Annotated in this window: 19 protein-coding genes and 1 tRNA gene; 8 read left to right on the forward strand and 12 right to left on the reverse strand. The window is 60.7% G+C overall.

Annotation, left to right across the window (positions count from 1 at the left end):
* The first annotated feature begins 307 nt into the window (after positions 1 to 307).
* The 3 genes from AC07OT_RS08850 to AC07OT_RS08860 all read left to right on the forward strand — a co-directional run bounded on the left by AC07OT_RS08850 (position 308) and on the right by AC07OT_RS08860 (position 4,573).
* Positions 308 to 384, forward strand: a tRNA-Met gene (locus AC07OT_RS08850).
* A 266-nt stretch (positions 385 to 650) separates the two neighbouring features.
* Positions 651 to 3,293 (forward strand): bifunctional lysylphosphatidylglycerol flippase/synthetase MprF, encoded by a 2,643-nt coding sequence (mprF, locus tag AC07OT_RS08855; RefSeq protein ID WP_495107902.1) that lies wholly within the window; start codon positions 651 to 653, stop codon positions 3,291 to 3,293.
* A complete protein-coding gene (locus AC07OT_RS08860) occupies positions 3,293 to 4,573 on the forward strand; it encodes a virulence factor family protein (RefSeq protein ID WP_065939214.1) in 1,281 nt (426 codons plus the stop codon). Before mprF ends, AC07OT_RS08860 begins: the two co-directional genes overlap by 1 nt.
* Before the next feature lie 136 nt (positions 4,574 to 4,709).
* Here the strand turns inward: AC07OT_RS08860 and recJ are convergent, their stop codons facing one another.
* On the reverse strand, positions 4,710 to 6,419 hold the full coding sequence (recJ, locus tag AC07OT_RS08865; protein ID WP_065924825.1) for a single-stranded-DNA-specific exonuclease RecJ: 1,710 nt from the start codon (positions 6,417 to 6,419) through the stop codon (positions 4,710 to 4,712).
* Positions 6,420 to 6,515: 96 nt separating this feature from the next.
* The gene (locus AC07OT_RS08870; protein WP_495107903.1) at positions 6,516 to 7,058 is read right to left on the reverse strand and encodes a YaeQ family protein; all 543 of its coding nucleotides are present in this window, start codon (positions 7,056 to 7,058) and stop codon (positions 6,516 to 6,518) included.
* A gap of 148 nt (positions 7,059 to 7,206) precedes the next feature.
* Here AC07OT_RS08870 and AC07OT_RS08875 point away from each other — a divergent pair, with 148 nt between their 5' ends.
* Together AC07OT_RS08875 and AC07OT_RS08880 are read left to right on the forward strand one after the other, a co-directional pair.
* Positions 7,207 to 8,406 (forward strand): CaiB/BaiF CoA transferase family protein, encoded by a 1,200-nt coding sequence (locus tag AC07OT_RS08875; RefSeq protein WP_253491917.1) that lies wholly within the window; start codon positions 7,207 to 7,209, stop codon positions 8,404 to 8,406.
* Positions 8,406 to 9,290, forward strand: coding sequence for a TIGR02285 family protein (locus AC07OT_RS08880; RefSeq protein WP_115487216.1), 885 nt, complete (start codon positions 8,406 to 8,408; stop codon positions 9,288 to 9,290). The genes AC07OT_RS08875 and AC07OT_RS08880 overlap by 1 nt, the downstream gene beginning before the upstream one ends.
* Before the next feature lie 170 nt (positions 9,291 to 9,460).
* Here the strand turns inward: AC07OT_RS08880 and AC07OT_RS08885 are convergent, their stop codons facing one another.
* Positions 9,461 to 9,745, reverse strand: coding sequence for a DUF3509 domain-containing protein (locus AC07OT_RS08885; RefSeq protein ID WP_495107904.1), 285 nt, complete (start codon positions 9,743 to 9,745; stop codon positions 9,461 to 9,463).
* 311 nt (positions 9,746 to 10,056) lie between these two features.
* On the opposite strand from AC07OT_RS08885, the gene AC07OT_RS08890 reads away from it, so the two are divergent.
* The gene (locus tag AC07OT_RS08890; protein ID WP_495100487.1) at positions 10,057 to 10,278 is read left to right on the forward strand and encodes a hypothetical protein; all 222 of its coding nucleotides are present in this window, start codon (positions 10,057 to 10,059) and stop codon (positions 10,276 to 10,278) included.
* Between the two features lie 85 nt (positions 10,279 to 10,363).
* Here AC07OT_RS08890 and thrC read toward each other — a convergent pair whose 3' ends face one another.
* From thrC to ffh, 9 genes are all read right to left on the reverse strand, one after another.
* Positions 10,364 to 11,773 (reverse strand): threonine synthase, encoded by a 1,410-nt coding sequence (gene thrC, locus AC07OT_RS08895; RefSeq protein WP_027605462.1) that lies wholly within the window; start codon positions 11,771 to 11,773, stop codon positions 10,364 to 10,366.
* A 67-nt stretch (positions 11,774 to 11,840) separates the two neighbouring features.
* On the reverse strand, positions 11,841 to 13,145 hold the full coding sequence (locus AC07OT_RS08900; protein WP_027605461.1) for a homoserine dehydrogenase: 1,305 nt from the start codon (positions 13,143 to 13,145) through the stop codon (positions 11,841 to 11,843).
* 129 nt (positions 13,146 to 13,274) lie between these two features.
* The gene (locus AC07OT_RS08905) at positions 13,275 to 14,006 is read right to left on the reverse strand and encodes a thioredoxin fold domain-containing protein (protein WP_027605460.1); all 732 of its coding nucleotides are present in this window, start codon (positions 14,004 to 14,006) and stop codon (positions 13,275 to 13,277) included.
* A 142-nt stretch (positions 14,007 to 14,148) separates the two neighbouring features.
* The gene (gene xerD, locus AC07OT_RS08910) at positions 14,149 to 15,045 is read right to left on the reverse strand and encodes a site-specific tyrosine recombinase XerD (RefSeq protein WP_495107905.1); all 897 of its coding nucleotides are present in this window, start codon (positions 15,043 to 15,045) and stop codon (positions 14,149 to 14,151) included.
* A gap of 112 nt (positions 15,046 to 15,157) precedes the next feature.
* A complete protein-coding gene (gene rplS, locus AC07OT_RS08915; RefSeq protein WP_003175895.1) occupies positions 15,158 to 15,508 on the reverse strand; it encodes a 50S ribosomal protein L19 in 351 nt (116 codons plus the stop codon).
* Positions 15,509 to 15,553: 45 nt separating this feature from the next.
* Complete coding sequence (trmD, locus tag AC07OT_RS08920) at positions 15,554 to 16,327, reverse strand: tRNA (guanosine(37)-N1)-methyltransferase TrmD (RefSeq protein WP_016977714.1); 774 nt, start codon at positions 16,325 to 16,327, stop codon at positions 15,554 to 15,556.
* On the reverse strand, positions 16,309 to 16,845 hold the full coding sequence (rimM, locus tag AC07OT_RS08925; RefSeq protein ID WP_027605457.1) for a ribosome maturation factor RimM: 537 nt from the start codon (positions 16,843 to 16,845) through the stop codon (positions 16,309 to 16,311). Before rimM ends, trmD begins: the two co-directional genes overlap by 19 nt.
* 5 nt (positions 16,846 to 16,850) lie before the next feature.
* Positions 16,851 to 17,102, reverse strand: a complete 252-nt coding sequence (rpsP, locus tag AC07OT_RS08930) for a 30S ribosomal protein S16 (protein ID WP_003238923.1) — start codon at positions 17,100 to 17,102, stop codon at positions 16,851 to 16,853.
* Positions 17,103 to 17,352: 250 nt separating this feature from the next.
* A complete protein-coding gene (ffh, locus tag AC07OT_RS08935; RefSeq protein WP_003175900.1) occupies positions 17,353 to 18,729 on the reverse strand; it encodes a signal recognition particle protein in 1,377 nt (458 codons plus the stop codon).
* A gap of 234 nt (positions 18,730 to 18,963) precedes the next feature.
* Here ffh and AC07OT_RS08940 point away from each other — a divergent pair, with 234 nt between their 5' ends.
* Both AC07OT_RS08940 and AC07OT_RS08945 read left to right on the forward strand, forming a co-directional pair.
* Complete coding sequence (locus tag AC07OT_RS08940) at positions 18,964 to 19,776, forward strand: cytochrome C assembly family protein (RefSeq protein WP_065939219.1); 813 nt, start codon at positions 18,964 to 18,966, stop codon at positions 19,774 to 19,776.
* A 12-nt stretch (positions 19,777 to 19,788) separates the two neighbouring features.
* On the forward strand, positions 19,789 to 21,027 hold the full coding sequence (locus tag AC07OT_RS08945; RefSeq protein WP_115487220.1) for a transporter associated domain-containing protein: 1,239 nt from the start codon (positions 19,789 to 19,791) through the stop codon (positions 21,025 to 21,027).
* Positions 21,028 to 21,061 lie beyond the last annotated feature (34 nt).

A 21,061-nucleotide genomic window follows, 5' to 3' on the forward strand; every position in this document is an offset into this window, starting at 1 on the left:
CCCGAAGGTCGTCGGTTCAAATCCGGCTCCCGCAACCAAACATCAAAAAAGGCTACTCGAAAGAGTGGCCTTTTTTGTTTTAGCGAGCGGGCTTGCCCCGCGCTGAGCTGTGAAGCAGCCCCACACAAGATAGTGTGCACTTCACCACGGACTGCTCCGCAGCCCGGCGCGGGGCAAGCCCGCTCACTACAAAAAGCGTTTTCAATCGCGAACTTAGGTTGCATGTCAGCTATTTCACACTTATTTGACCCATCGGCTCATTAACGGTTGACACCTCGCCATCTGGCTGTAGAATGCCGCCCACAGACGCGGGATGGAGCAGTCTGGTAGCTCGTCGGGCTCATAACCCGAAGGTCGTCGGTTCAAATCCGGCTCCCGCAACCAAACATCAAAAAAGGCTACTCGAAAGAGTGGCCTTTTTTGTATCCGATGAAAAAGTTCTTCTGAAACAATGGTATGGCATCTTTCATGAAACCGTACGCGGTTTGTTGAGTCCATCTCATTGCACGCTATGCTTACGCCTCTACGACCAATGGCCGCAGTCGCCGCACCCGGTGATCCGCGTTAATATTTGTAATTATTTTGTCCATAGGGATTGGTAACTTGGCTGGATACCTCCATCCTGTCGCGCACAATCCACGAGGTGATTGATGCGCGCCAACTCGTCTGAACCACAAGACACCGTCACAGCAGAACAACCTATCGCCCCCACCCGCTTGCGCTGGCTGGATCTGTTGAGCAAATACCGGCAACCCATCGGGCTGGCCGTGACCTTGTTGCTGTTCGCAATCGCCCTGATCGCCTGTCGGCACCTGCTATTGGAGCTGGACCTCTACGCCCTCCACGACTCGATCCTGGAAGTGCCCAAACCTGCATTGCTCGGTGCGTTCGCCGCCGCCGTCGCGGGGTTCGTCATTCTGTTGGGCTATGAGTTTTCCGGCGCACGTTATGCCGGGGTGAGCCTGCCGGCCAAGACCTTGGCCCTTGGCGGCTTTACTGCCTTTGCGATCGGCAATGCCATTGGCCTGTCGATGCTCTCGGGCGGCTCGGTACGCTACCGTTTATATGCACGCCATGGCATCGGGGCTTCGGAAGTCGCCCACATGACCGTGTTCGCCAGCCTGGCACTGGGCTGCGCCCTGCCCCCGCTGGCTGCATTGGCCACGCTGAGCAACTTGCCAGCAGCGTCGACCTACCTGCATTTGCCACAAACGGTGCTCGGCGGCGTTGCCGGCGCAGTGCTGTTGCTGTCGGCCATGTTGTGCATCGGCATCTACCGCCGCCGCCTGCCGGAACAGCCCTACCCGGACAACCTGCTGGTAAAAGCCGGGCGTCGGACCCTGCGTCTGCCCGGTCGCCGCCTGACATTCCTTCAACTGATCATCACCGCACTGGACGTGGCCGCCGCCGCTACCGTCCTTTATCTGCTGCTGCCGGAAGCACCGCCTTTCGGCCCGTTCCTGCTGGTGTACCTGCTGGCGCTGGCCGCGGGTGTGCTCAGCCATGTGCCAGGGGGCGTAGGCGTATTCGAAGCCATACTGCTCGCCGCATTCGCCGACAAGCTCGGCGCCGCGCCCTTGGCCGCCGCCCTGCTGCTGTACCGCATGATCTACGTGGTCCTGCCGCTGCTGATCGCCTGTGTGTTCCTGCTGGTCAACGAGGCCCAGCGCCTGTTCCAGACTCAGCAAAGCCTGCGGGTAGCCTCGGGTTTGGCGGCGCCGGTGCTGGCCGTACTGGTTTTTTTGTCCGGCGTGGTCCTGCTGTTTTCCGGCGCCACGCCAGAAATCGACTCACGCCTGGAAAACATCGGCTTCCTGATCCCCCACCGCCTGATTGACGCCTCGCACTTCGGTGCCAGCCTGATCGGCGTGCTGTGCCTGTTGCTGGCCCAGGGCCTGCGTCGTCGCCTGTCGGCTGCGTGGATGCTGACCATGGTGCTGCTGCTGGTGGGCGCCCTGCTCTCGCTGCTCAAGGGGTTCGATTGGGAAGAAGCCAGCCTGATGACCATGACGGCGATACTGCTGGCGATCTTCCGCCGCTCGTTCTATCGCGCCAGCCGCCTGACCGAGCTGCCTTTTTCACCGCTATACCTGGTAGCCAGCGTCTGTGTGCTGGGGGCTTCTATCTGGCTGCTGCTGTTCGCGTATCAAGATGTACCGTACAGCCATCAACTGTGGTGGCAGTTCACCCTTGATGCCAACGCCCCGCGCGGCCTGCGTTCGCTGCTGGGTGCCGCCGTGCTGCTGGTCATCGTCTCGCTGACCTGGCTGCTGCGCACCGCACGCCCGGTGATCCACCTGCCGACACCCGATGAACTGGAACGCGCCAGCAAGATCCTGATGGCGTCGTCGCAACCCGACGGCGGCCTGGCGCTGACCGGCGACAAAGCATTGCTGTTCCACCCGAATGACGAAGCGTTCCTGATGTATGCCCGTCGCGGCCGCAGCCTGGTGGCCTTGTATGACCCGATCGGTCCGACCCAGCCCCGTGCCGAAATGATCTGGCAGTTCCGCGACCTGTGCGACATCCATCATGCGCGCCCGGTGTTCTATCAGGTACGCGCCGAGAACCTGCCCTATTACATGGACATCGGCCTCACCGCGATCAAGCTGGGCGAGGAAGCCCGCGTCGACCTGAAACGCTTTGACCTGGAAGCCAAGGGCAAAGAGATGAAGGACCTGCGCTACACCTGGAACCGTGGCACCCGGGATGGCCTGTCCCTGGAGATCTTTGAACCCGGCACGGCACCGATGGATGAATTAAAAGTCATCTCGGACGCCTGGCTTACCGGTAAGAATGTGCGGGAAAAAGGCTTTTCCCTCGGACGCTTCAGCGACGACTACCTCAAGCACTTTCGTATCGCGATCATTCGCTTCGAAGGCCGCCCGGTGGCCTTCGCCAACCTGCTCGAGACCTACAACCATGACCTGGCCAGCCTCGACCTGATGCGCGCCCACCCGGATGCGCCCAAGCTGACCATGGAATTCATGATGGTCGGCCTGATTCAACACTATAAGAATCACGGCTACGCCCGCTTCAGCCTCGGCATGGTGCCGTTGTCGGGCCTGCAACCGCGACGCGGCGCACCACTGACCCAGCGCCTGGGCTCGATGGTGTTCCGTCGCGGCGAGCAACTGTATAACTTCCAAGGCTTGCGCCGCTTCAAAGACAAGTTCCAGCCTGACTGGGAACCCCGTTACATGGCTGTGCCCGCGGGACTTGACCCGCTGGTGGCACTGGCCGATACCGCCGCCCTGATCGCGGGCGGCTTGACTGGATTGGTGAAACGCTGATGATTCGACGCTCCTGGCGGTATGTATTGGCCTTTGTAGTGCTGCTCGCCCTGGTCCTGGGTGGCGGCTTTTGGTTCTGGAACCGCCCTGCCCCACAGCCGACCCTGGAGCAACTGCCCCAGGCCGACGGCTCGGTGATGACCCGCGTGACCCCGGCCGGCACCCCGAAAGCCCGCGTCGCAGTGGCGGTGATGGCTGACGAAACGCTGACGGATAGCCAGTTGATTACCCTGAGCCAGGGCGGCAAGGCGCAGATCGTCCAGGTGATCCTGCCAAAGGATGACTGCAAGCTGCAGGAACAAGCGCTGCAAAGCGCCCTGGGCCAGCTCAAGGGCCCCGCGACCCTGGTCAGCGGCATCGGCCCTGGCGCCGCCCTCGCCTGGCGCTGGCTGGCCACTCAGAGCGACGACAAGGCCAACGCCATCTCCGTCGGCTTCGCGTTGGTGCAGGAAGGGTGCAAGGACCCACTGCCGAAAACCGCAGCACACGGTAATTGGCTGGTGGCCTGGAACGACAACCCTGACGATGAAAGCGCCAGTTTCGTACGTGACACCCCGCGCGCCACCACCAGCATCAGCGACTACGACATTCACTATCCGCAAGTGCTGAACAACGAACTGCGCAAGCAACTGGTGGGTTCGGACAACGGCGGCCTGGCGATTCCCGTGGTGGAAGTGCCGGCTGGCCAGGCCAAGGACACCGTGACGCTGTTCCTTTCCGGTGATGGCGGCTGGCGTGACCTCGATCGCGACGTGGCCGGCGAAATGGCCAAGATAGGCTACCCGGTGGTCGGCATCGACACCCTGCGCTACTACTGGCAGCACAAGACCCCGGAACAAAGCGCCAAGGACCTCACCGAGCTGATGCAGCACTACCGGCAGAAATGGGGCACCAAGCGCTTCGTGCTGACCGGTTACTCCTTCGGCGCGGACGTCCTGCCGGCGATCTACAACCGCCTGCCGGAAAACGAACAGCAGCGTGTGGACGTCATCATCCTGCTGGCCTTCGCCCGCACCGGCAGCTTTGAAATCGAAGTGGAAGGTTGGCTGGGCAACGCCGGCAAAGAAGCCGCGACCGGCCCGGAAATGGCCAAGCTGCCGGCTGACAAGGTGGTGTGCATCTACGGTGCCGAAGAAGTCGACGAGAGTGGCTGCACCGACAAGACCGCCGTGGGCGAGGCGGTGAAACTGCCGGGCGGGCATCACTTCGATGAGAACTATCCGGCACTGGCCAAGCGGTTGGTGGATATCATCGTGAAGCACCAGGCCAAAACCGAATAAACCCGAGCCTTACACAAATCAAACTGTGGGAGGGGGCTTGCCCCCGATAGCTGAGCATCAGTCAACAATGCTGTGACTGACCCAACGCTATCGGGAGCAAGCCCCCTCCCACAGTTTTTTGCGGCGTGGGTAAGATCTAGCGCGGTTCGATGTGGGCAATCATCAGTTGCACAGTTTCATTGCCACGAAACTCGTTCACATCCAGCTTGTAGGCCAATTCCACCCAACGTACGGTCGGGTTCGGCCAGACTTCCCGGTCGACGCCGAAGGCAATGCCATCGAGCTTCACCGACCCGCATTCGCTCTTGAGCACCACTTTCAGGTGCCGCTCCCCCACCACCCGCTGCTCGACCAGCTGGAACACGCCATGGAACAACGGCTCGGGAAAGTGCTGGCCCCACGGCCCGGCATGCCGCAATGCGCGCGCCAGTTCCAGGTGAAACTCTTCCACCGCCAGGGTTCCGTCGGACAGCAGGCGCCCGGTGAGGTCTTCTTCGCGCAGCTGCCGACGCACTTCGGCGTCAAAGGCCTCGGCAAACAGTGGGAAATTTTCCTCGGGCAAGGTCAACCCCGCCGCCATGGCGTGGCCGCCATATTTGCTGATCAGGTTGGGATGCTGGCTCGCAACCACCGCCAGGGCATCGCGGATGTGAAAGCCTTGCACAGAGCGCCCTGAGCCCTTGAGCAGGCCATCGCCGGCATCGGCGAAGGCAATGGTGGGGCGGAAGTACCGCTCCTTCATGCGCGACGCAAGAATGCCGATCACACCTTGGTGCCAGTCCGGATCAAACAGGCACAAGCCGTAGGGCATTGAGTCCACCGGCAAGTCCTTGAGCTGAGCCAGGGCCTCGCGCTGCATGCCTTGTTCGATGGATTTGCGGTCCTGGTTCATGCCATCCAGTTGCGCAGCCATTTCCCGTGCCGCGGCGAAATCCGTGGTGAGCAGGCATTCGATGCCCAGGCTCATATCGTCCAGGCGCCCGGCGGCGTTCAAGCGTGGCCCGAGGATAAAGCCGAGGTCGGTGGAGGTGATGCGCGCTGCATCCCGCTTGGCCACTTCGAGGATCGCCTTGATCCCCGGCCGTGCGCGACCGGCACGAATACGCTCCAGGCCCTGATGTACGAGTATGCGGTTATTGGCGTCCAGGGGTACCACGTCGGCGACGCTGCCCAGGGCGACCAGGTCGAGCAGCTCGCCGATGTTGGGTTGAGGCTTGTTTTCATACCAGCCCAAACTGCGCAAACGCGCGCGCAGGGCCATCAGCACGTAGAAGATCACGCCCACGCCGGCCAGGGCCTTGCTCGGGAACTCACAGCCCGGCTGGTTCGGGTTGACGATGGCATCCGCCGCCGGCAGCTCATCCCCGGGCAAGTGGTGATCGGTCACCAATACCTGCAACCCCGCCGCTTTCGCCGCCGCCACGCCTTCGACACTGGAAATGCCATTGTCCACGGTGATCAGCAACTGCGGCTCGCGCTGCAGGGCCACCGCGACGATTTCCGGGGTCAGGCCATAGCCGTATTCGAAGCGGTTGGGCACCAGGTAATCGACATGGGCCGCACCGAGCAAACGCAGGCCCAGGGTGCCTACGGTGCTGGCGGTGGCACCATCGGCGTCGAAGTCACCGACGATGAGGATGCGCTGGCGTTGCTCCAATGCCGTCACCAGCAAGTCCACCGCCGCGTCGATGCCCTTGAGCTGCTGATAGGGAATCAACCGCGCCAGGCTCTTGTCCAGCTCGGCCTCGGACTGCACGCCACGTGCGGCGTAGAGACGGGTCAACAGCGGTGGCAATTCCCCCAGGAAGGGCAGGACGGCGGGCAACGGGCGGGGATCGATACGCATGGGTGACGGGAGCTTCTCTTGAATACAACGGTTAAACGACAACTCTGAAGGGAACACAGATCAAATGTGGGAGGGGGCAAGCCCCCTCCCACATTTTCAACCGCGTTCGCCGACCAGCCATTGCAGTTGCACTTCGTGCTGGCCACGGTCGTCGGTGACGAAGATCGTGCCTTCACTGATCATCAAGTCCCACTTGATCACGCGGGGCATGTCCTTGGCCAGGACCTCCAGAATCTCCTGGGGCACTGCTGCGATGTGGACATTCTTCAGGGTGTTCGCCACCGGCACCACTTTGCCTTCCCAAACGCGCAAGCTGCCGTATGCCAGCAGGCTGGTACGCTCAGTGCGACGCGAGCACCAGGTCAGGCGGTCGGCATCCGGCTGGCCGACTTCGATCCAATGCAAAACCCGATCATCCAGGCTTTTTTCCCACAGGGCTGGCTCGTCTACATCTGACAGGCCACGACCGAACGCCAACTGTTCGTTGTAAAAAAGGGCGTAGGCCAGCAGGCGCACGGTCATGCGTTCTTCAGTTTCCGAGGGGTGGCGAGCGATAGTCTGCTTGACGCTCTCGTACACCGAACGGTCGAGGTCGGTGAGGTTGAGTTCGAATTTGTAGGTCGTGGACGGCTGGGCCATGAACGGGCTTCTAGAGACAGGGAAAGGCGGCCAGTCTAACCGATGGCGAGGTCATTCAACGAATCCTGCACTGCATCATCCTTATCCCTGGGCTGCTCGCCTATGTTAAAAGGCTTCACACCACCGTTCCGCGCAGACAAGGATCCCCATGTCGTTTAATGCCAAACCGCTTGCCGGCCTGAAAGTCATCGAACTCGGCACCCTGATCGCCGGCCCCTTCGCCTCACGCATTTGTGCTGAATTCGGTGCCGAGGTGGTCAAGGTCGAGTCCCCGGACGGCGGCGATCCGCTGCGTAAATGGCGCAAGCTGTACGAAGGCACCTCGTTGTGGTGGTTTGTGCAGGCGCGCAACAAAAAGTCCCTGACGTTGAACCTCAAGCACCCGGACGGGCTGGCGATTCTCAAGCAACTGCTGGCAGACGCCGACATCCTGATCGAAAACTTCCGCCCCGGCGTGTTGGAGAAGCTTGGCCTGAGCTGGGAAACCCTGCATGGGCTGAACCCGAAACTGGTGATGGTGCGCCTCTCGGGTTTTGGCCAGACCGGACCGATGAAAGACCAGCCCGGATTTGGCGCAGTGGGCGAGTCCATGGGCGGGCTGCGCTATATCACCGGTTTCGAAGATCGCCCGCCGGTGCGCACGGGAATCTCCATTGGCGACTCCATCGCCGCGCTGTGGGCGGTCATCGGTGCCTTGATGGCGCTGCGTCATCGCGAGGTCAACGGCGGTGTGGGCCAGGTGGTGGATGTAGCGCTGTATGAAGCCATCTTCGCCATGATGGAAAGCATGATCCCCGAGTTCGACGTATTCGGGTTTATTCGCGAACGTACCGGCAACATCATGCCCGGCATCACGCCATCGTCGATCCACACCAGCGCGGACGGCAAGCACGTACAGATCGGTGCCAACGGTGATGCCATCTTCAAACGTTTCATGAGCGCCATCGGCCGTGACGACCTGGCGAACGATCCACAATTGGCCAGCAATGACGGGCGCGACAGCCGTCGCGATGAACTCTATGGCGTGATTGATCGCTGGGTGAACTCGCTGCCGCTGGAGCAGGTGGTGGAGCAACTCAACAAGGCCGAGGTACCCGCCAGCCGGATCTACAGTGCCGAAGACATGCTGGGCGACCCGCAATTCCTCGCGCGCGAGATGTTCCTCGAGGCCCGGCTTCCCGGCGGCAAGGACTTCAAGATGCCGGGCATCGTGCCCAAGCTGTCGGACACACCGGGCAGTTGCGAATGGGTGGGGCCGCAGCTGGGTGAACACAACGGCGTGGTGCTGGGCGAGTTGGGATACGACGCCGCCGCCATTGTCCGCCTGCGTGAGCAAGGCGCCATCTGATGTCCCACGGTTGCAGGCACTGGTTCAGTGCGCTGTCCCTGGCCGTCATGCTGGCCGGCGGCTGGCCCGTGCCGGCGAGTGCCGAGGGCACGTTGATCTGGTTGCTGCGCGACTTGCCGCCGCTGACCATCTTCGAAGGGCCAGGCAAAGGCCAGGGCGCCCTGGACCAGTTGCTGCCGATACTGATCGAGCACTTGCCGGAATATCGCCACCAGGTAATGCACGTCAATCGCGCGCGCGGCATGCAGATGCTGCGCGAGCCCACGCTCACCTGCGATCCATCCTTGCTGTGGACGGCCGAGCGGGCCAGGTACATCGTATTTTCCAGGCAGGCGTTTGTGGTCGCCAGTAATGGCGTCACGATCCGACGCAGCCAGCAGGGCGCCCTGGCGGCGTTTATCGTAGACGGCCAGTTCGACCTGCAGGCCTTCTTCGACGCCCATGAGGCAAGGGTCGGCGCGATCGCGGAACGCAGCTACGGCGCCGTTATCGATGAGCGACTGAAACAGGCCGACACACACAAACTGGCACTGCACTACGGCAACGATGCCCTTGGCAGCTTGCTGCAGATGCAGCGCCTGGGCCGGCTGGAGGCAGTGCTGGGCTATTGGCCGGAAATCCGCTACCACGCGATGCAACAGGGGATCGCGGCCGAAGACCTGAGTTTCTACCCCATCAAGGGCACAGCGCCTTACCAGCGCACGCATATCGGCTGCTCGGATACACCTGAGGGGCGCGAGGCCATGGAACGGATCAACCAGGTTCTGCTCAGCCTCCCGCTGGAACACGTACAGCAGTCCTATGCCGCCTGGCTGGACCCTGCCATGCGTGAACACTACCTGCGAGACAACCCGAGCTTTTTCCAGGACTCGCCAGCGCCGTGACAAATCCCAGGCAAAAAGAAACCCCGAAGAGTGGGGAGACACTTCGGGGTTAAACGTGGCCTACAAAGACCAGTACAGCAAGGCACAAACACCGGAGCACAATGTTTGCTCTTGCTGTTACAAAATCTGACCGGCCATGACGTGGGAAGTTTCCATCTATAAACAATTCTTCATGCAACGGCAGCGCCGCGGGTCTGCGCGGCGTTGCGCAAGGCCGCGATGACCGAGGGTTCCAGGCGTCCTTCAGCGATCTTGAGGTCGCGCAAAAGGCAATCCACCACATCCACCAATACGCGCTTATCGAGCAATTGCGCCCGGTCGACTTCACGCTCGACCACGATCGCACCGGCTGGGTTCTTCACGGTTACCAGGCACTCTTCCTGCACACCTGCGGTGGTCAACGTCACCTGATAAGGGCTCAGTGCTTCTTCGAGCAATAGGCTGATACTTTCCATCTCGATCACCACTCAATAGTTCGCAAACATTCTTGTAAACGGGAGCTGCATCTATCCTAAGTGACTGGTTGTGACGTAGGAAAGTTCGCTTTTTCGTTTATGCGGGGTTGTCGGGGGATGACGTTTCCAGCATGCGCTTGCAACATGACAGGCAAAAAACGGCGGCACATAAATGCTTACGCAATGGGCGGCTGTTCTGGGCTTCCCCTGCCGCGCAGGCCATCGGTGAATCCTATACTCGATGAGCGCTGATCACAGTGCCACGTGGGGAAAGCGTATGCCAAAGGCCCTTATTGCGAAGGAGGAATGCGATGGTGGAAAACGATGAGCGAATGGCGACGATGGAGAGAATGCATGCCGATGTAAGGCGCATCTACGCAGAAATATCACGCATGCAGGCTGAGCAAGACAAGCTCAGATCGGAATCCCTGAAAATAAACTGTGAAACTTTCTGGTACCCCATGGGCGTAGCAATGGCCGTGGTCGCAACGATTGCTTCGATTACTGGAGTAGCGATTAAGTTGCTCTTGTAACCGGCACGCTATCGGGCCTGCCAGAAACAAAAAACGCCGCTGCCCCAAGGAAGGGAAAGCGGCGTTTTTGTCTTCGTGACCTGCCTTACAAAGGCTTGCCACGATTGCCATGCTGGCTGACAAACGCCTGCATCGCCTTCAAGTCATTCGGCAGCACCGTGCAACGTTCTTCACGCTCGAACAGGTCGGTCAGATGCACCGGCAGTTCCAGCGCCTTGCCGACACCCGCCTTCTCCACCGCTTCCGGGAATTTCACTGGATGGGCGGTGCCGAGGATCACCATCGGGATATCCAGGCTGCGACGGCATTCGCGGGCGGCCTTCACCCCAATGGCGGTGTGCGGGTCGAGCAACTCGCCGGTCTGGGCGTAGACCTCGGCGATGGTTTCGCAGGTCTGCGCGTCGTCCACGGCCAGGGAGTCGAACAGCTTGCGGGTTTCGGTCCAGCGCTCTTCATCAACGCTGAAACCGCCGCCGCTCTTGAAGGTGTCCATCAAGCCGGCGATGGCTGCGCCGTTGCGACCGTGCATGTCGAACAGCAGGCGTTCGAAGTTCGACGACACCATGATATCCATGGACGGCGACAAGGTGGCGTGCAGGGTTTCCTTGACGTATTGGTTGCCGCTCATGAAGCGGTGCAGGATGTCGTTACGGTTGGTGGCGACGATCAACTGGTTGATCGGCAGGCCCATGTTACGGGCCAGGTAGCCGGCGAAGATGTCGCCGAAATTGCCGGTCGGCACCGAGAACGACACCGAGCGCGCCGGGCCACCCAACTGCAGCGAGGCGTGGAAGTAGTAGACGATCTGGGCCATGATCCGCGCCCAGTTGATCGAGTTCACCGCCACCAGGCGTGTGCCTTTGAGGAAGCCCTGGTCGGCGAAGCTGTTCTTGACCATTTCCTGGCAGTCGTCGAAGTTGCCTTCGATGGCGATGTTATGGATGTTCTCGCCGAAGATGGTGGTCATCTGGCGGCGCTGCACTTCCGACACACGCTTGTGCGGGTGCAGGATGAAGATGTCGACGTTTTCGCAGTGCTTGCAGCCTTCGATGGCGGCCGAACCGGTATCACCGGAGGTGGCGCCGATGATCACCACGCGCTCGCCGCGCTTCTCCAGCACGTAGTCCAGCAGGCGACCCAGCAGTTGCAGGGCGAAGTCCTTGAACGCCAGGGTCGGGCCATGGAACAGCTCGAGCACCCATTCGTTGCCGTTGAGCTGGCGCAGAGGCGCGATGGCGCTGTGGGAAAACACGCCGTAGGTCTCTTCCAGAATCTTTTTGAAATCCGCATCGGGGATGCTGCCGGTGACGAATGGGCGCATCACCCGGAACGCCAGCTCGTGGTACGGCAGGCCGGCCCACGAAGCGATTTCTTCCTGGGTAAAGCGTGGCAGGTTTTCCGGCACGTACAGGCCGCCGTCGGTGGCAAGGCCTGCCAGCAAGACGTCTTCGAAATTCAGGGCCGGTGCCTGGCCGCGGGTGCTGATGTAACGCATGACTGGCTCCTCTAAAACATTCTCGAACAGAGGCCGCCGCACACACGGGGCCTCTGGAACAGATCGGTTAGTTCAGGTGTTCGACGCGAATCCGCACCACCGGGCCCACGACGCCTTGCAAGGCTTCCAGCGCGGTGATGGCATCGTTGATGTGCTGCTCGAGCACCCGGTGGGTCAGCAGGATCATCGGCACCTGGCCGTTCTGTTCCTCGACTTCCTTCTGCATGATCGACTCGATGTTGATACCGCGCTCCGACAGGATGCTGGCCACCTGGGCCAACACGCCCGGGTGATCCTTGGCCTGGATGCGCAGGTAGTAGGCGCTTTCGCAGGCCTCGATCGGCAGGATCGGGTGGGCCGACAGCGAATCCGGCTGGAAGGCCAGGTGCGGCACGCGGTTTTCCGGGTCGCTGGTCATGGCGCGAACCACGTCCACCAGGTCGGCGATCACCGACGAAGCGGTCGGCTCCATGCCGGCACCGGCGCCGTAGAACAGGGTGGAACCGGCAGCGTCACCGTTGACCATCACGGCGTTCATCACGCCATTGACGTTAGCGATCAGGCGATCGGCCGGGATCAGCGTCGGGTGCACACGCAACTCGATACCCGCCGGGGTGCTGCGCGCGACACCGAGGTGCTTGATGCGGTAGCCCAGGGCTTCGGCGTAGTTCACGTCGGCAGTGGTCAGCTTGGTGATGCCTTCGGTGTAGGCCTTGTCGAACTGCAGCGGGATACCAAAGGCGATGGATGCCAGGATGGTCAGCTTGTGCGCCGCGTCGATGCCTTCCACGTCGAATGTCGGGTCGGCTTCGGCATACCCCAGGGCCTGGGCTTCGGCCAGTACGTCTTCGAAGGTACGGCCCTTCTCGCGCATTTCGGTGAGGATGAAGTTACCGGTGCCGTTGATGATGCCAGCCACCCAGTTGATGCGGTTGGCGGACAGGCCTTCACGGATCGCCTTGATCACCGGGATACCGCCGGCAACCGCGGCTTCGAACGCCACGATCACGCCTTTCTCGCGGGCCTTGGCGAAGATCTCGTTGCCGTGTACGGCGATCAGCGCTTTGTTGGCGGTGACCACGTGCTTGCCGTTTTCGATAGCCTTGAGCACCAGCTCGCGGGCCACGGTGTAACCGCCCACCAGCTCGATGACGATATCGATTTCAGGGTTGGTGGCCACGGCGAAGACATCGTTGGTAATCGCAATACCGGTCGTTTGGAACTGAGGCTTTGGCGAACGCGTGGCAATTTGCGCCACTTCAATCCCGCGCCCTGCACGGCGGGAAATTTCTTCAGCATTACGCTGAAGTACGTTGAAGGTGCCGCCACCGACGGTCCCTAACCCACAGATGCCTACTTTGACCGGTTTCACTGAAGAACTCCCCATGAAACGGCCGACGCTAGGTCGGCCGTGGAAAACAGCCGCACAACTGCGGCTTTCAATTAATGACCCGTCGACTTATCCACAGGCCATGATCGCCAAAGGTTCGACGATGCTGGTTTATTTGGCACCCAGCGCCAGTTTGGCAACTTGTGGTGCCGGCTGGTAGCCCGGAATCACCTGGCCGTCAGCCAAAACGATGGCCGGTGTACCGTTGACGCCGATGGACTGGCCCAGGGCAAATTGCTTCGACACCGGGTTGGCGCACTTGGCGGCCTTGATTTCCTTGCCATCGACCATCTTGTCCATGGCCGCTTTCTTGTCGGCCGAGCACCATACGGCCTGCAACTGCTCGTCGCCCGGCGAACCCAGGCCCTGGCGCGGGAACGCTACGTAGCGGACTTCCACACCCAGCTTGTTCAGCGCAGGCACTTCGGCATGCAACTTATGGCAGTACGGGCACGTGGTGTCGGTAAACACGGTGATATGGGTCTTGGTCTCGCCGATGGCCGGGTAAACCACGGTTTCAGCCACCGGGATGCCGTTGATCAGCTTGGACACGCCCAGGCGCTCGGCTTTCTCGGTCAGGTTGACCGGCTTGCCGTCCTTGAGCTGGAACAGGTAGCCCTGGACGATGTACTGACCGTCCGCACTGGCGTACAGCACGCGGCTGCCCTTGAGCTTGACTTCATACAGGCCGGCCATCGGGCTGGCGCTGATGCTTTCGATTGGGGTATCGAGCTGCAGGTTGGCCAGGCTCTTGCGGATGGTCTGCTCGGCAGCGTCATCGGCGACGGCAAAGGTGGAAACCAACGCAATGGCTGCGGCGGCAATAATCTGGGTCAAGCGCATGGAAACTCCTGAAGGCAGATGCAGGGACGGGTGCAGGCGCGCCAATACGGAAACACGGGTGCGGGCGGTCCCCTTTGCTAACCGGCAAAGCCTACCACAGTTGGGCCGCAGGGCAGCCCGTGGCGGCATAAATTGGCGCTTTTCAGCCTCGCGGGTGGTGCTTGGCATGCATATCCTGCAAGCGCGCACGCGCCACATGGGTGTAGATCTGGGTGGTGGATAAGTCGCTGTGCCCGAGCAGCATTTGCACCACGCGCAAATCCGCACCGTGGTTAAGCAAATGGGTGGCGAATGCATGGCGCAAGGTGTGGGGCGACAGGCTCTTGCCGATCCCCGCGACCTTGGCCTGGTGTTTGATGCGATGCCAGAACGTCTGGCGGGTCATCTGTTCGCCACGCTGGCTGGGAAACAGCACATCGCTGGGCCGCCCGCCCAGCAGCTCGCTGCGGGCATCGCGCATATAACGCTCGACCCACACAATCGCCTCCTCCCCCATCGGCACCAGCCGTTCCTTGCTGCCCTTGCCCATTACCCGCAGCACCCCCTGGCGCAGATTGACCTGCTCCAGGGTCAGGCTGATCAGCTCCGTGACCCGCAGGCCACAGGCATACAACACTTCCAGCATGGCGCGGTCACGCTGGCCGATGGGTTCGCTGAGGTCGGGCGCAGCGAGCAAGGCATCGACGTCGGCTTCCGACAGGGATTTGGGCAACGGCCTGCCCAGTTGCGGCATATCGATTTGCAGGGTCGGATCGAGGGCGATCAGTTTTTCCCTGAGCAAATAACGATAAAAGCCACGTACACCGGAGAGAAACCGTGCAGTGGAACGGGGTTTGTAGTTCTGCTCCAGGCGCCAGGCCAGGTGATCTAGGATCAGCTCGCGACCGGCATTGATCAGTTCCAGGTTTTTTTCCTGCAGCCAGCCGTTGAACAGCGCCAGGTCGCTGCGGTAGGCCTGGCGGGTGTTATCTGACAGGCCTTTCTCCAGCCATAGGGCATCGAGGAAACGGTCGATCAAAGGGTGGTCGATGGCAGGCATAGGGACTCGAACAGAAAAGTGGCGGAATCAGGTAGATCCTATCCCGGACCTCAAATCGCGGGCACAAAAAAGCAGCCCGTAGGCTGCTTTTTTCTGCATCGGGAAGCTGGACTTAAGCCAGTTTTTCCTTGATGCGAGCTGCTTTACCGGACAGGTCACGCAGGTAGTACAGCTTGGCTTTACGTACGTCACCGCGACGCTTAACGGCCATGCTGTCGATTTGCGGGCTGTAGGTCTGGAAAGTACGCTCTACGCCAACACCGTTGGAGATTTTACGAACAGTGAAAGCACTGTTCACACCACGGTTACGCTTGGCGATTACCACGCCTTCGAACGCTTGCAGACGCGAACGGTCGCCTTCCTTCACTTTCACCTGAACGACAATGGTGTCGCCCGGGGCAAAGGTAGGGATCTCTTTGGTCATCTGCTCTGCTTCGAGTGCAAGGATGATTTTGTTAGTCATGCTGTGCTCCTAAGGTAAGTCAATGGACCTACCATCGATACGTTGTTAACTATCGTCCCGCGCGAGGATGTATTCCTCGAGCAGCTTCTTCTCTTCTCCAGAAAGCGAGCGGCTTTCCAGAAGATCGGCGCGTCGTTCATAGGTCCGACCAAGGGACTGCTGTAAACGCCAACGCCGGATGTGTGCGTGATTGCCACTTAGCAATACGTCGGGAACACGCTGATCCGCATACACCTCCGGTCGGGTGTAGTGCGGGCAATCCAGCAAACCGTCCGTGAAGGAATCTTCCTCCGCGGAGTCCGCATGCCCTAAAGCTCCAGGCAGCAGTCGTGTAACCGCATCTATCAGGACCATCGCCGGCAGCTCGCCGCCAGACAGGACATAGTCCCCAATCGACCACTCTTCATCGACATGAGCTTCAATAAACCGCTCGTCAATGCCTTCATAGCGACCGGCAATCAGGATCAGTGCTTCCTCATTCGCCAGTTCGCGGACCCCAGCCTGCTTCAGCTGACGGCCTTGAGGGGACAGGTAAATTACCTTCGCCTTCTCCCCGGCGGCTGCCTTGGCCTGAACCAACGCATCTTCCAGGGGCTTGATCTTCATCACCATGCCCGGGCCACCGCCAAATGGGCGATCGTCCACAGTGTGATGTCGATCCGTCGTGTAGTCTCGCGGGTTCCAACAGGTGAGCTGCAACAGCCCCTGTTTCACCGCCCGACTGGTGATGCCGTACTCGCTGATGGCGGAAAACATCTCGGGAAACAAACTGATCACTTCAATGCGCAAATTAGCCACGCTTAGAAGTCCGCGTCCCATTCCACCTTCATCTCGCCCGCCGCCAGGTCGACAGCCAACACGCATTGCTCGGTATAGGGCAACAGGCGTTCGCGATCATCCAGGCTGCCAGCGCAAGGCTTGACCACCATTACATCATTGGCGCCGGTTTCCAGAAGATGATCGATTTTCCCGAACAATTGCCCGAGTTGATCAATAACCTTCAGACCTTCCAGCTGGTACCAGTAGTACTCGCCGTCGGTCAATTCAGGGAACAGGTTGCGCGGCACGCAGATCTCATAACCGGCCAGAAGACGAGCTTCTTCACGATCATCAAGACCCTTGAGCTTTGCGACCAGGAACTTATCGCTCCCGCGTCCACTGACCAGCTCGACCTGTTTCACACTACCTTCGCGCTTGAGCGTCCAGGTCTTGTACTGCAACAGGTTTTCAGTCGGATCAGTAAAGGAATACACCTTCACTTCGCCGCGAACGCCATGAACAGAATAAATCTTGCCGATAACGATCAAATCATCAGCAACAGTTGGCGTCGCGTTCATATTGCTCAGGCTGCGGCCTTAGCCGAGTCCTTCAACAACTTGGCAACACGCTCAGACGGTTGTGCACCAACGCTCAGCCAGTAGGCTACGCGCTCTTGGTTCACGGACAGGCGGACTTCTTGACCACGAGCGATCGGGTTGAAGAAACCTACTTGTTCCTTGTGAGAGCCGTCACGTGGGTTGCGGCTGTCAGTTACGGTCAAGTGGTAAAACGGGCGCTTTTTGGAGCCGCCAAGGGCAAGACGGATTGTTAGCATGTGAACATCGTTCCTGTAGTCGGTGCTGCAAATCTAAATGCACAGCGGGCATAGGTGCCCGAAAGGCCGCATATTCTAAGGAATATCCGGACTTTTGCAAATGTCTTTTTCTGGCGCCTATCAGCGTGCCATTCAGATCTGCTAGAGAGCCGTCGGTTAAAACGGCAGGTCAGCCCCCGCCAACGGCGGGTTTGCTGGAGATCCCACATCCCTGTGGGTCGGAGCAGGAGTGAACTCCCGCTCGAATACTTTACATTTTCGGCATGCCGCCGCCGGGCAACATACCGCCCATGCCGCGCATCATCTTGGCCATTCCGCCCTTGGCGGAGAATTTCTTCATCATCTTCTGCATCTGCTTGTGCTGCTTGATCAAGCGCCCGATGTCCTGCACCTGGGTGCCGGAACCCATGGCGATCCGACGCTTGCGCGAACCGCTGATCAGCTCAGGGTCGCGGCGCTCGGCCGGGGTCATGGAGTTGATGATGGCTTCCATCTGCTTGAATTGCTTCTCTGCCGCGCCCTGGGCATTGCCCATTTGCGCCAGGTTCACGCCGCCGATGTTCGGCAGCTTGTCCATCAGGCCGCCGAGGCCGCCCATGTTCTTCATTTGTTGCAGCTGGTCACGGAAGTCTTCGAGGTCGAAGCCCTTGCCCTTCTTCAACTTTTTCGCAAGCTTATCGGCTTTGTCCTTGTCGAGCGTCGCTTCGGCCTGCTCGATCAGGCTGAGCACGTCACCCATGCCGAGGATACGCGAGGCGATACGCTCAGGGTGGAACGGCTCGAGCGCTTCGCTCTTCTCGCCCATACCGATGAACTTGATCGGCTTGCCGGTGATGGCACGCACCGACAGCGCGGCACCGCCACGGGCGTCGCCGTCGACCTTGGTGAGGATCACGCCGGTCAGCGGCAGCGCGTCGCCGAAGGCCTTGGCGGTGTTGGCCGCATCCTGGCCGGTCATGGCGTCGACCACGAACAGCGTCTCGACCGGGTTGATCGCGGCATGCAGCGCCTTGATCTCGCCCATCATCTCTTCATCGATGTGCAGGCGACCGGCGGTATCGACGATGACCACGTCGATGAACTTGAGCCTTGCTTCTTTAATAGCAGCGTTGGCGATGTCGACCGGCTTCTGGCTCAGGTCGGACGGGAAGAAGGTCACGCCCACTTCGCCCGCGAGCATTTCCAGCTGCTTGATGGCCGCCGGACGGTACACGTCGGCCGATACCACCATCACGGACTTCTTCTTGCGCTCTTTAAGGAAGCGCGCCAGCTTGCCGGCGGTGGTGGTCTTGCCCGCACCTTGCAGACCGGCCATCAGCACCACGGCCGGTGGCACGGCACTGAGGTTCAAATCTTCGTTGGCCGCGCCCATCAGGCTTTCGAGCTCGGCCTGGACGATCTTCACAAAGGCCTGGCCCGGGGTCAGGCTGCGGGACACTTCAGTGCCGACCGCGCGCTCCTTGACCGAGTTGACGAAGTCCTTGACCACAGGCAAGGCGACGTCGGCTTCCAGCAACGCCATGCGCACTTCGCGCAGGGTGTCTTTAATATTGTCCTCGGTCAGCTTGGCCTTGCCGGTTACATGGCGCAGCGTCTGCGAGAGACGGTCAGTCAGGTTTTCAAACATGCGCGATCCTTTCAGGCCCTATTCATCGAAATGCATTGGTAGACCGAGGTAATGGCGGCCCAGGCTGTGGTAAATCGCTATTAAACACAGCGTTCGGCGAGCCTGCGGCGTGGGCAGGTCGCGGATTATAGCGAAGACTGCGCCCATGCACACCCGCTGTCTGGCCCTGGAGTCTTTCGTGGAACGCAGGTGTATGCCAAACTCAGCGCCTTTCGGGCTTGTCTATCAGGATTTATGCTCCCCTTGTCACCCAGTTTGCTACCCAGCCTCGCCGCCGCCATCTTGTATGCCGCTGCGACCCTCTATCAGGGCTCTCGTCTGGCCCAAGGCGCCAAGGCGGACAAACGCCTGCTGGTCGGCCTGGGCGTCCTCGCCCTGCTGGCCCATGCCGCGAGCCTGTTCACCCACCTGATGACGCCGGTTGGCCTGGGCCTGGACTTCTTCAGCGCCGCCAGCCTGATCGCCGCGGCGGTGATTGCGCTGACGCTGATGGCCTGTTATCGGATTCCTGTCGAGAACCTGCTGGTCCTGCTCTTCCCATTGGGCGTGCTGACGGTGCTGCTCGCGCAGTTCGCCCCCACCGGCACGGTGCAGGTGATCGATGAAGAGCCAGGCATCCTCGCCCATATCCTGCTGTCGATCCTGGCCTACGGCATGTTCACCATCGCGGTGTTCCAGGCCTTGCTCCTGCTGTTGCAGGACCACCAGCTCAAGCACAAGCACCCTTCCGGACTGATCAAGAACTTCCCGCCGCTGCAAACCATGGAAAGCCTGCTGTTCGGTTTCCTGTGGGCCGGCTGGACGCTGCTGTCGCTGTCGCTGATTTCCGGTTGGCTGTTCGTCGAAAACCTGTTTGCCCAGCACCTGGTGCACAAGACCCTGCTGGCGTGCCTGGCCTGGGTAGTGTTCAGCGTATTGCTGTGGGGCCGCAACCGCCTTGGCTGGCGCGGGCACAAAGCGATTCGCTGGACCCTGGCCGGTTTCTGCCTGCTGATGCTGGCCTATTTCGGCAGCAAGCTGGTTCGCGAATACATCCTGCATATCTGACGGGCAGCCAAAATGGACAACTTGCCCCTGGGGCCGATGCTCGCGGTAATCGCCCTGCTGGTGTTATGGGCGGCGCTGTTTACCGCCATCGAAGCCGCACAACAACACCTCCTGGCCCTGCGCCCCGGTACACGCCAGGGCGACAAGGCTGCCGCCCGCCTGAGCTTCCCGCGCCACAGCCTGATCCTGTGCAACAGCCTGTGCCGTGCGGCCGTGGTCATCCTCTGCACCCTGCTGGCGATTTATGCCTGGGCACAGAACGGCCCGTGGCTCGGCTGGCTGATCTCCTGCGCCGTCCTGCTGATCCTGGCCGACTACCTGCCCCGCGCCCTGGCAACCCGGCATCCGCACGCGGTGCTGGGCTTCGGCAACACGCTGCTGGGCGTGCCGTTGAAAATCCTCTACCCCGTTGCCTGGCTGCTCAATGGCATCAGCCTGTTGCTGTTGCGCCCGTTTGCCCGAAAGCCCGGCGTGGTGAAAAACAGCGACGAGCCACTGCCCGACCACGACGATGAAGCGCAGCCCGAGGCCGACGACAGCCGTACCCCAGGCATGCCGGGCATCCACGCCCTGGACAACATCACCGTCAATGACATCCTGGTGCCCCGCAGCGAAGTGGACGGTATCAACCTGGATGACTCGATCGAAGAAATCATCGAGCAACTGCGCACCTCCCCGCGCACTCGCCTGCCGGTGTTCCACAGTGACATCAACCAGGTCGAAGCCGTACTGAACACCCGGCTGATCCAGCATCTGCTGCCGGACGCCAGCCTGACCAAGGAAGCCTTGCTCGCGGCCTCCTACGAACCCTACTTCGTCCCGGAAAGCACGCCCCTGCAACTGCAATTGCTGAACTTCCACAAGCAGCAGCGCCGCCTGGGCATGGTGGTGGATGAATACGGCGAAGTCCTGGGTATCGTCACCTTGGAAGATATTCTCGAAGAAATCGTCGGCGAATTCGAAAACGAGCAAAGTGCGGACAACCCGCATATCGAAGCGCAGCCCGATGGCCGCTATATCATCGACGGCGCCGCGTCGATCCGCGAATTGAACAAGAGCCTGGGCTGGCACCTGCCCAGCGATGGCCCCAAGACCCTCAACGGCCTGGTCACCGAAGCCCTGGAAACCATTCCGGATTGCGCGGTGTGCCTGAAGATCGGCCGCTACCGCCTGGAAATCCTCGAGACCGAGGACAACCGCGTCAGCAAGGTGCTGATCTGGCATACCAGCCACATGCCTGTGGCCGCATAGCTTTCTGATAATCCCGTGTGGGAAGGGGCAAGCC

The organism is Pseudomonas sp. GW821-FHT09C10 (assembly GCF_059418085.1).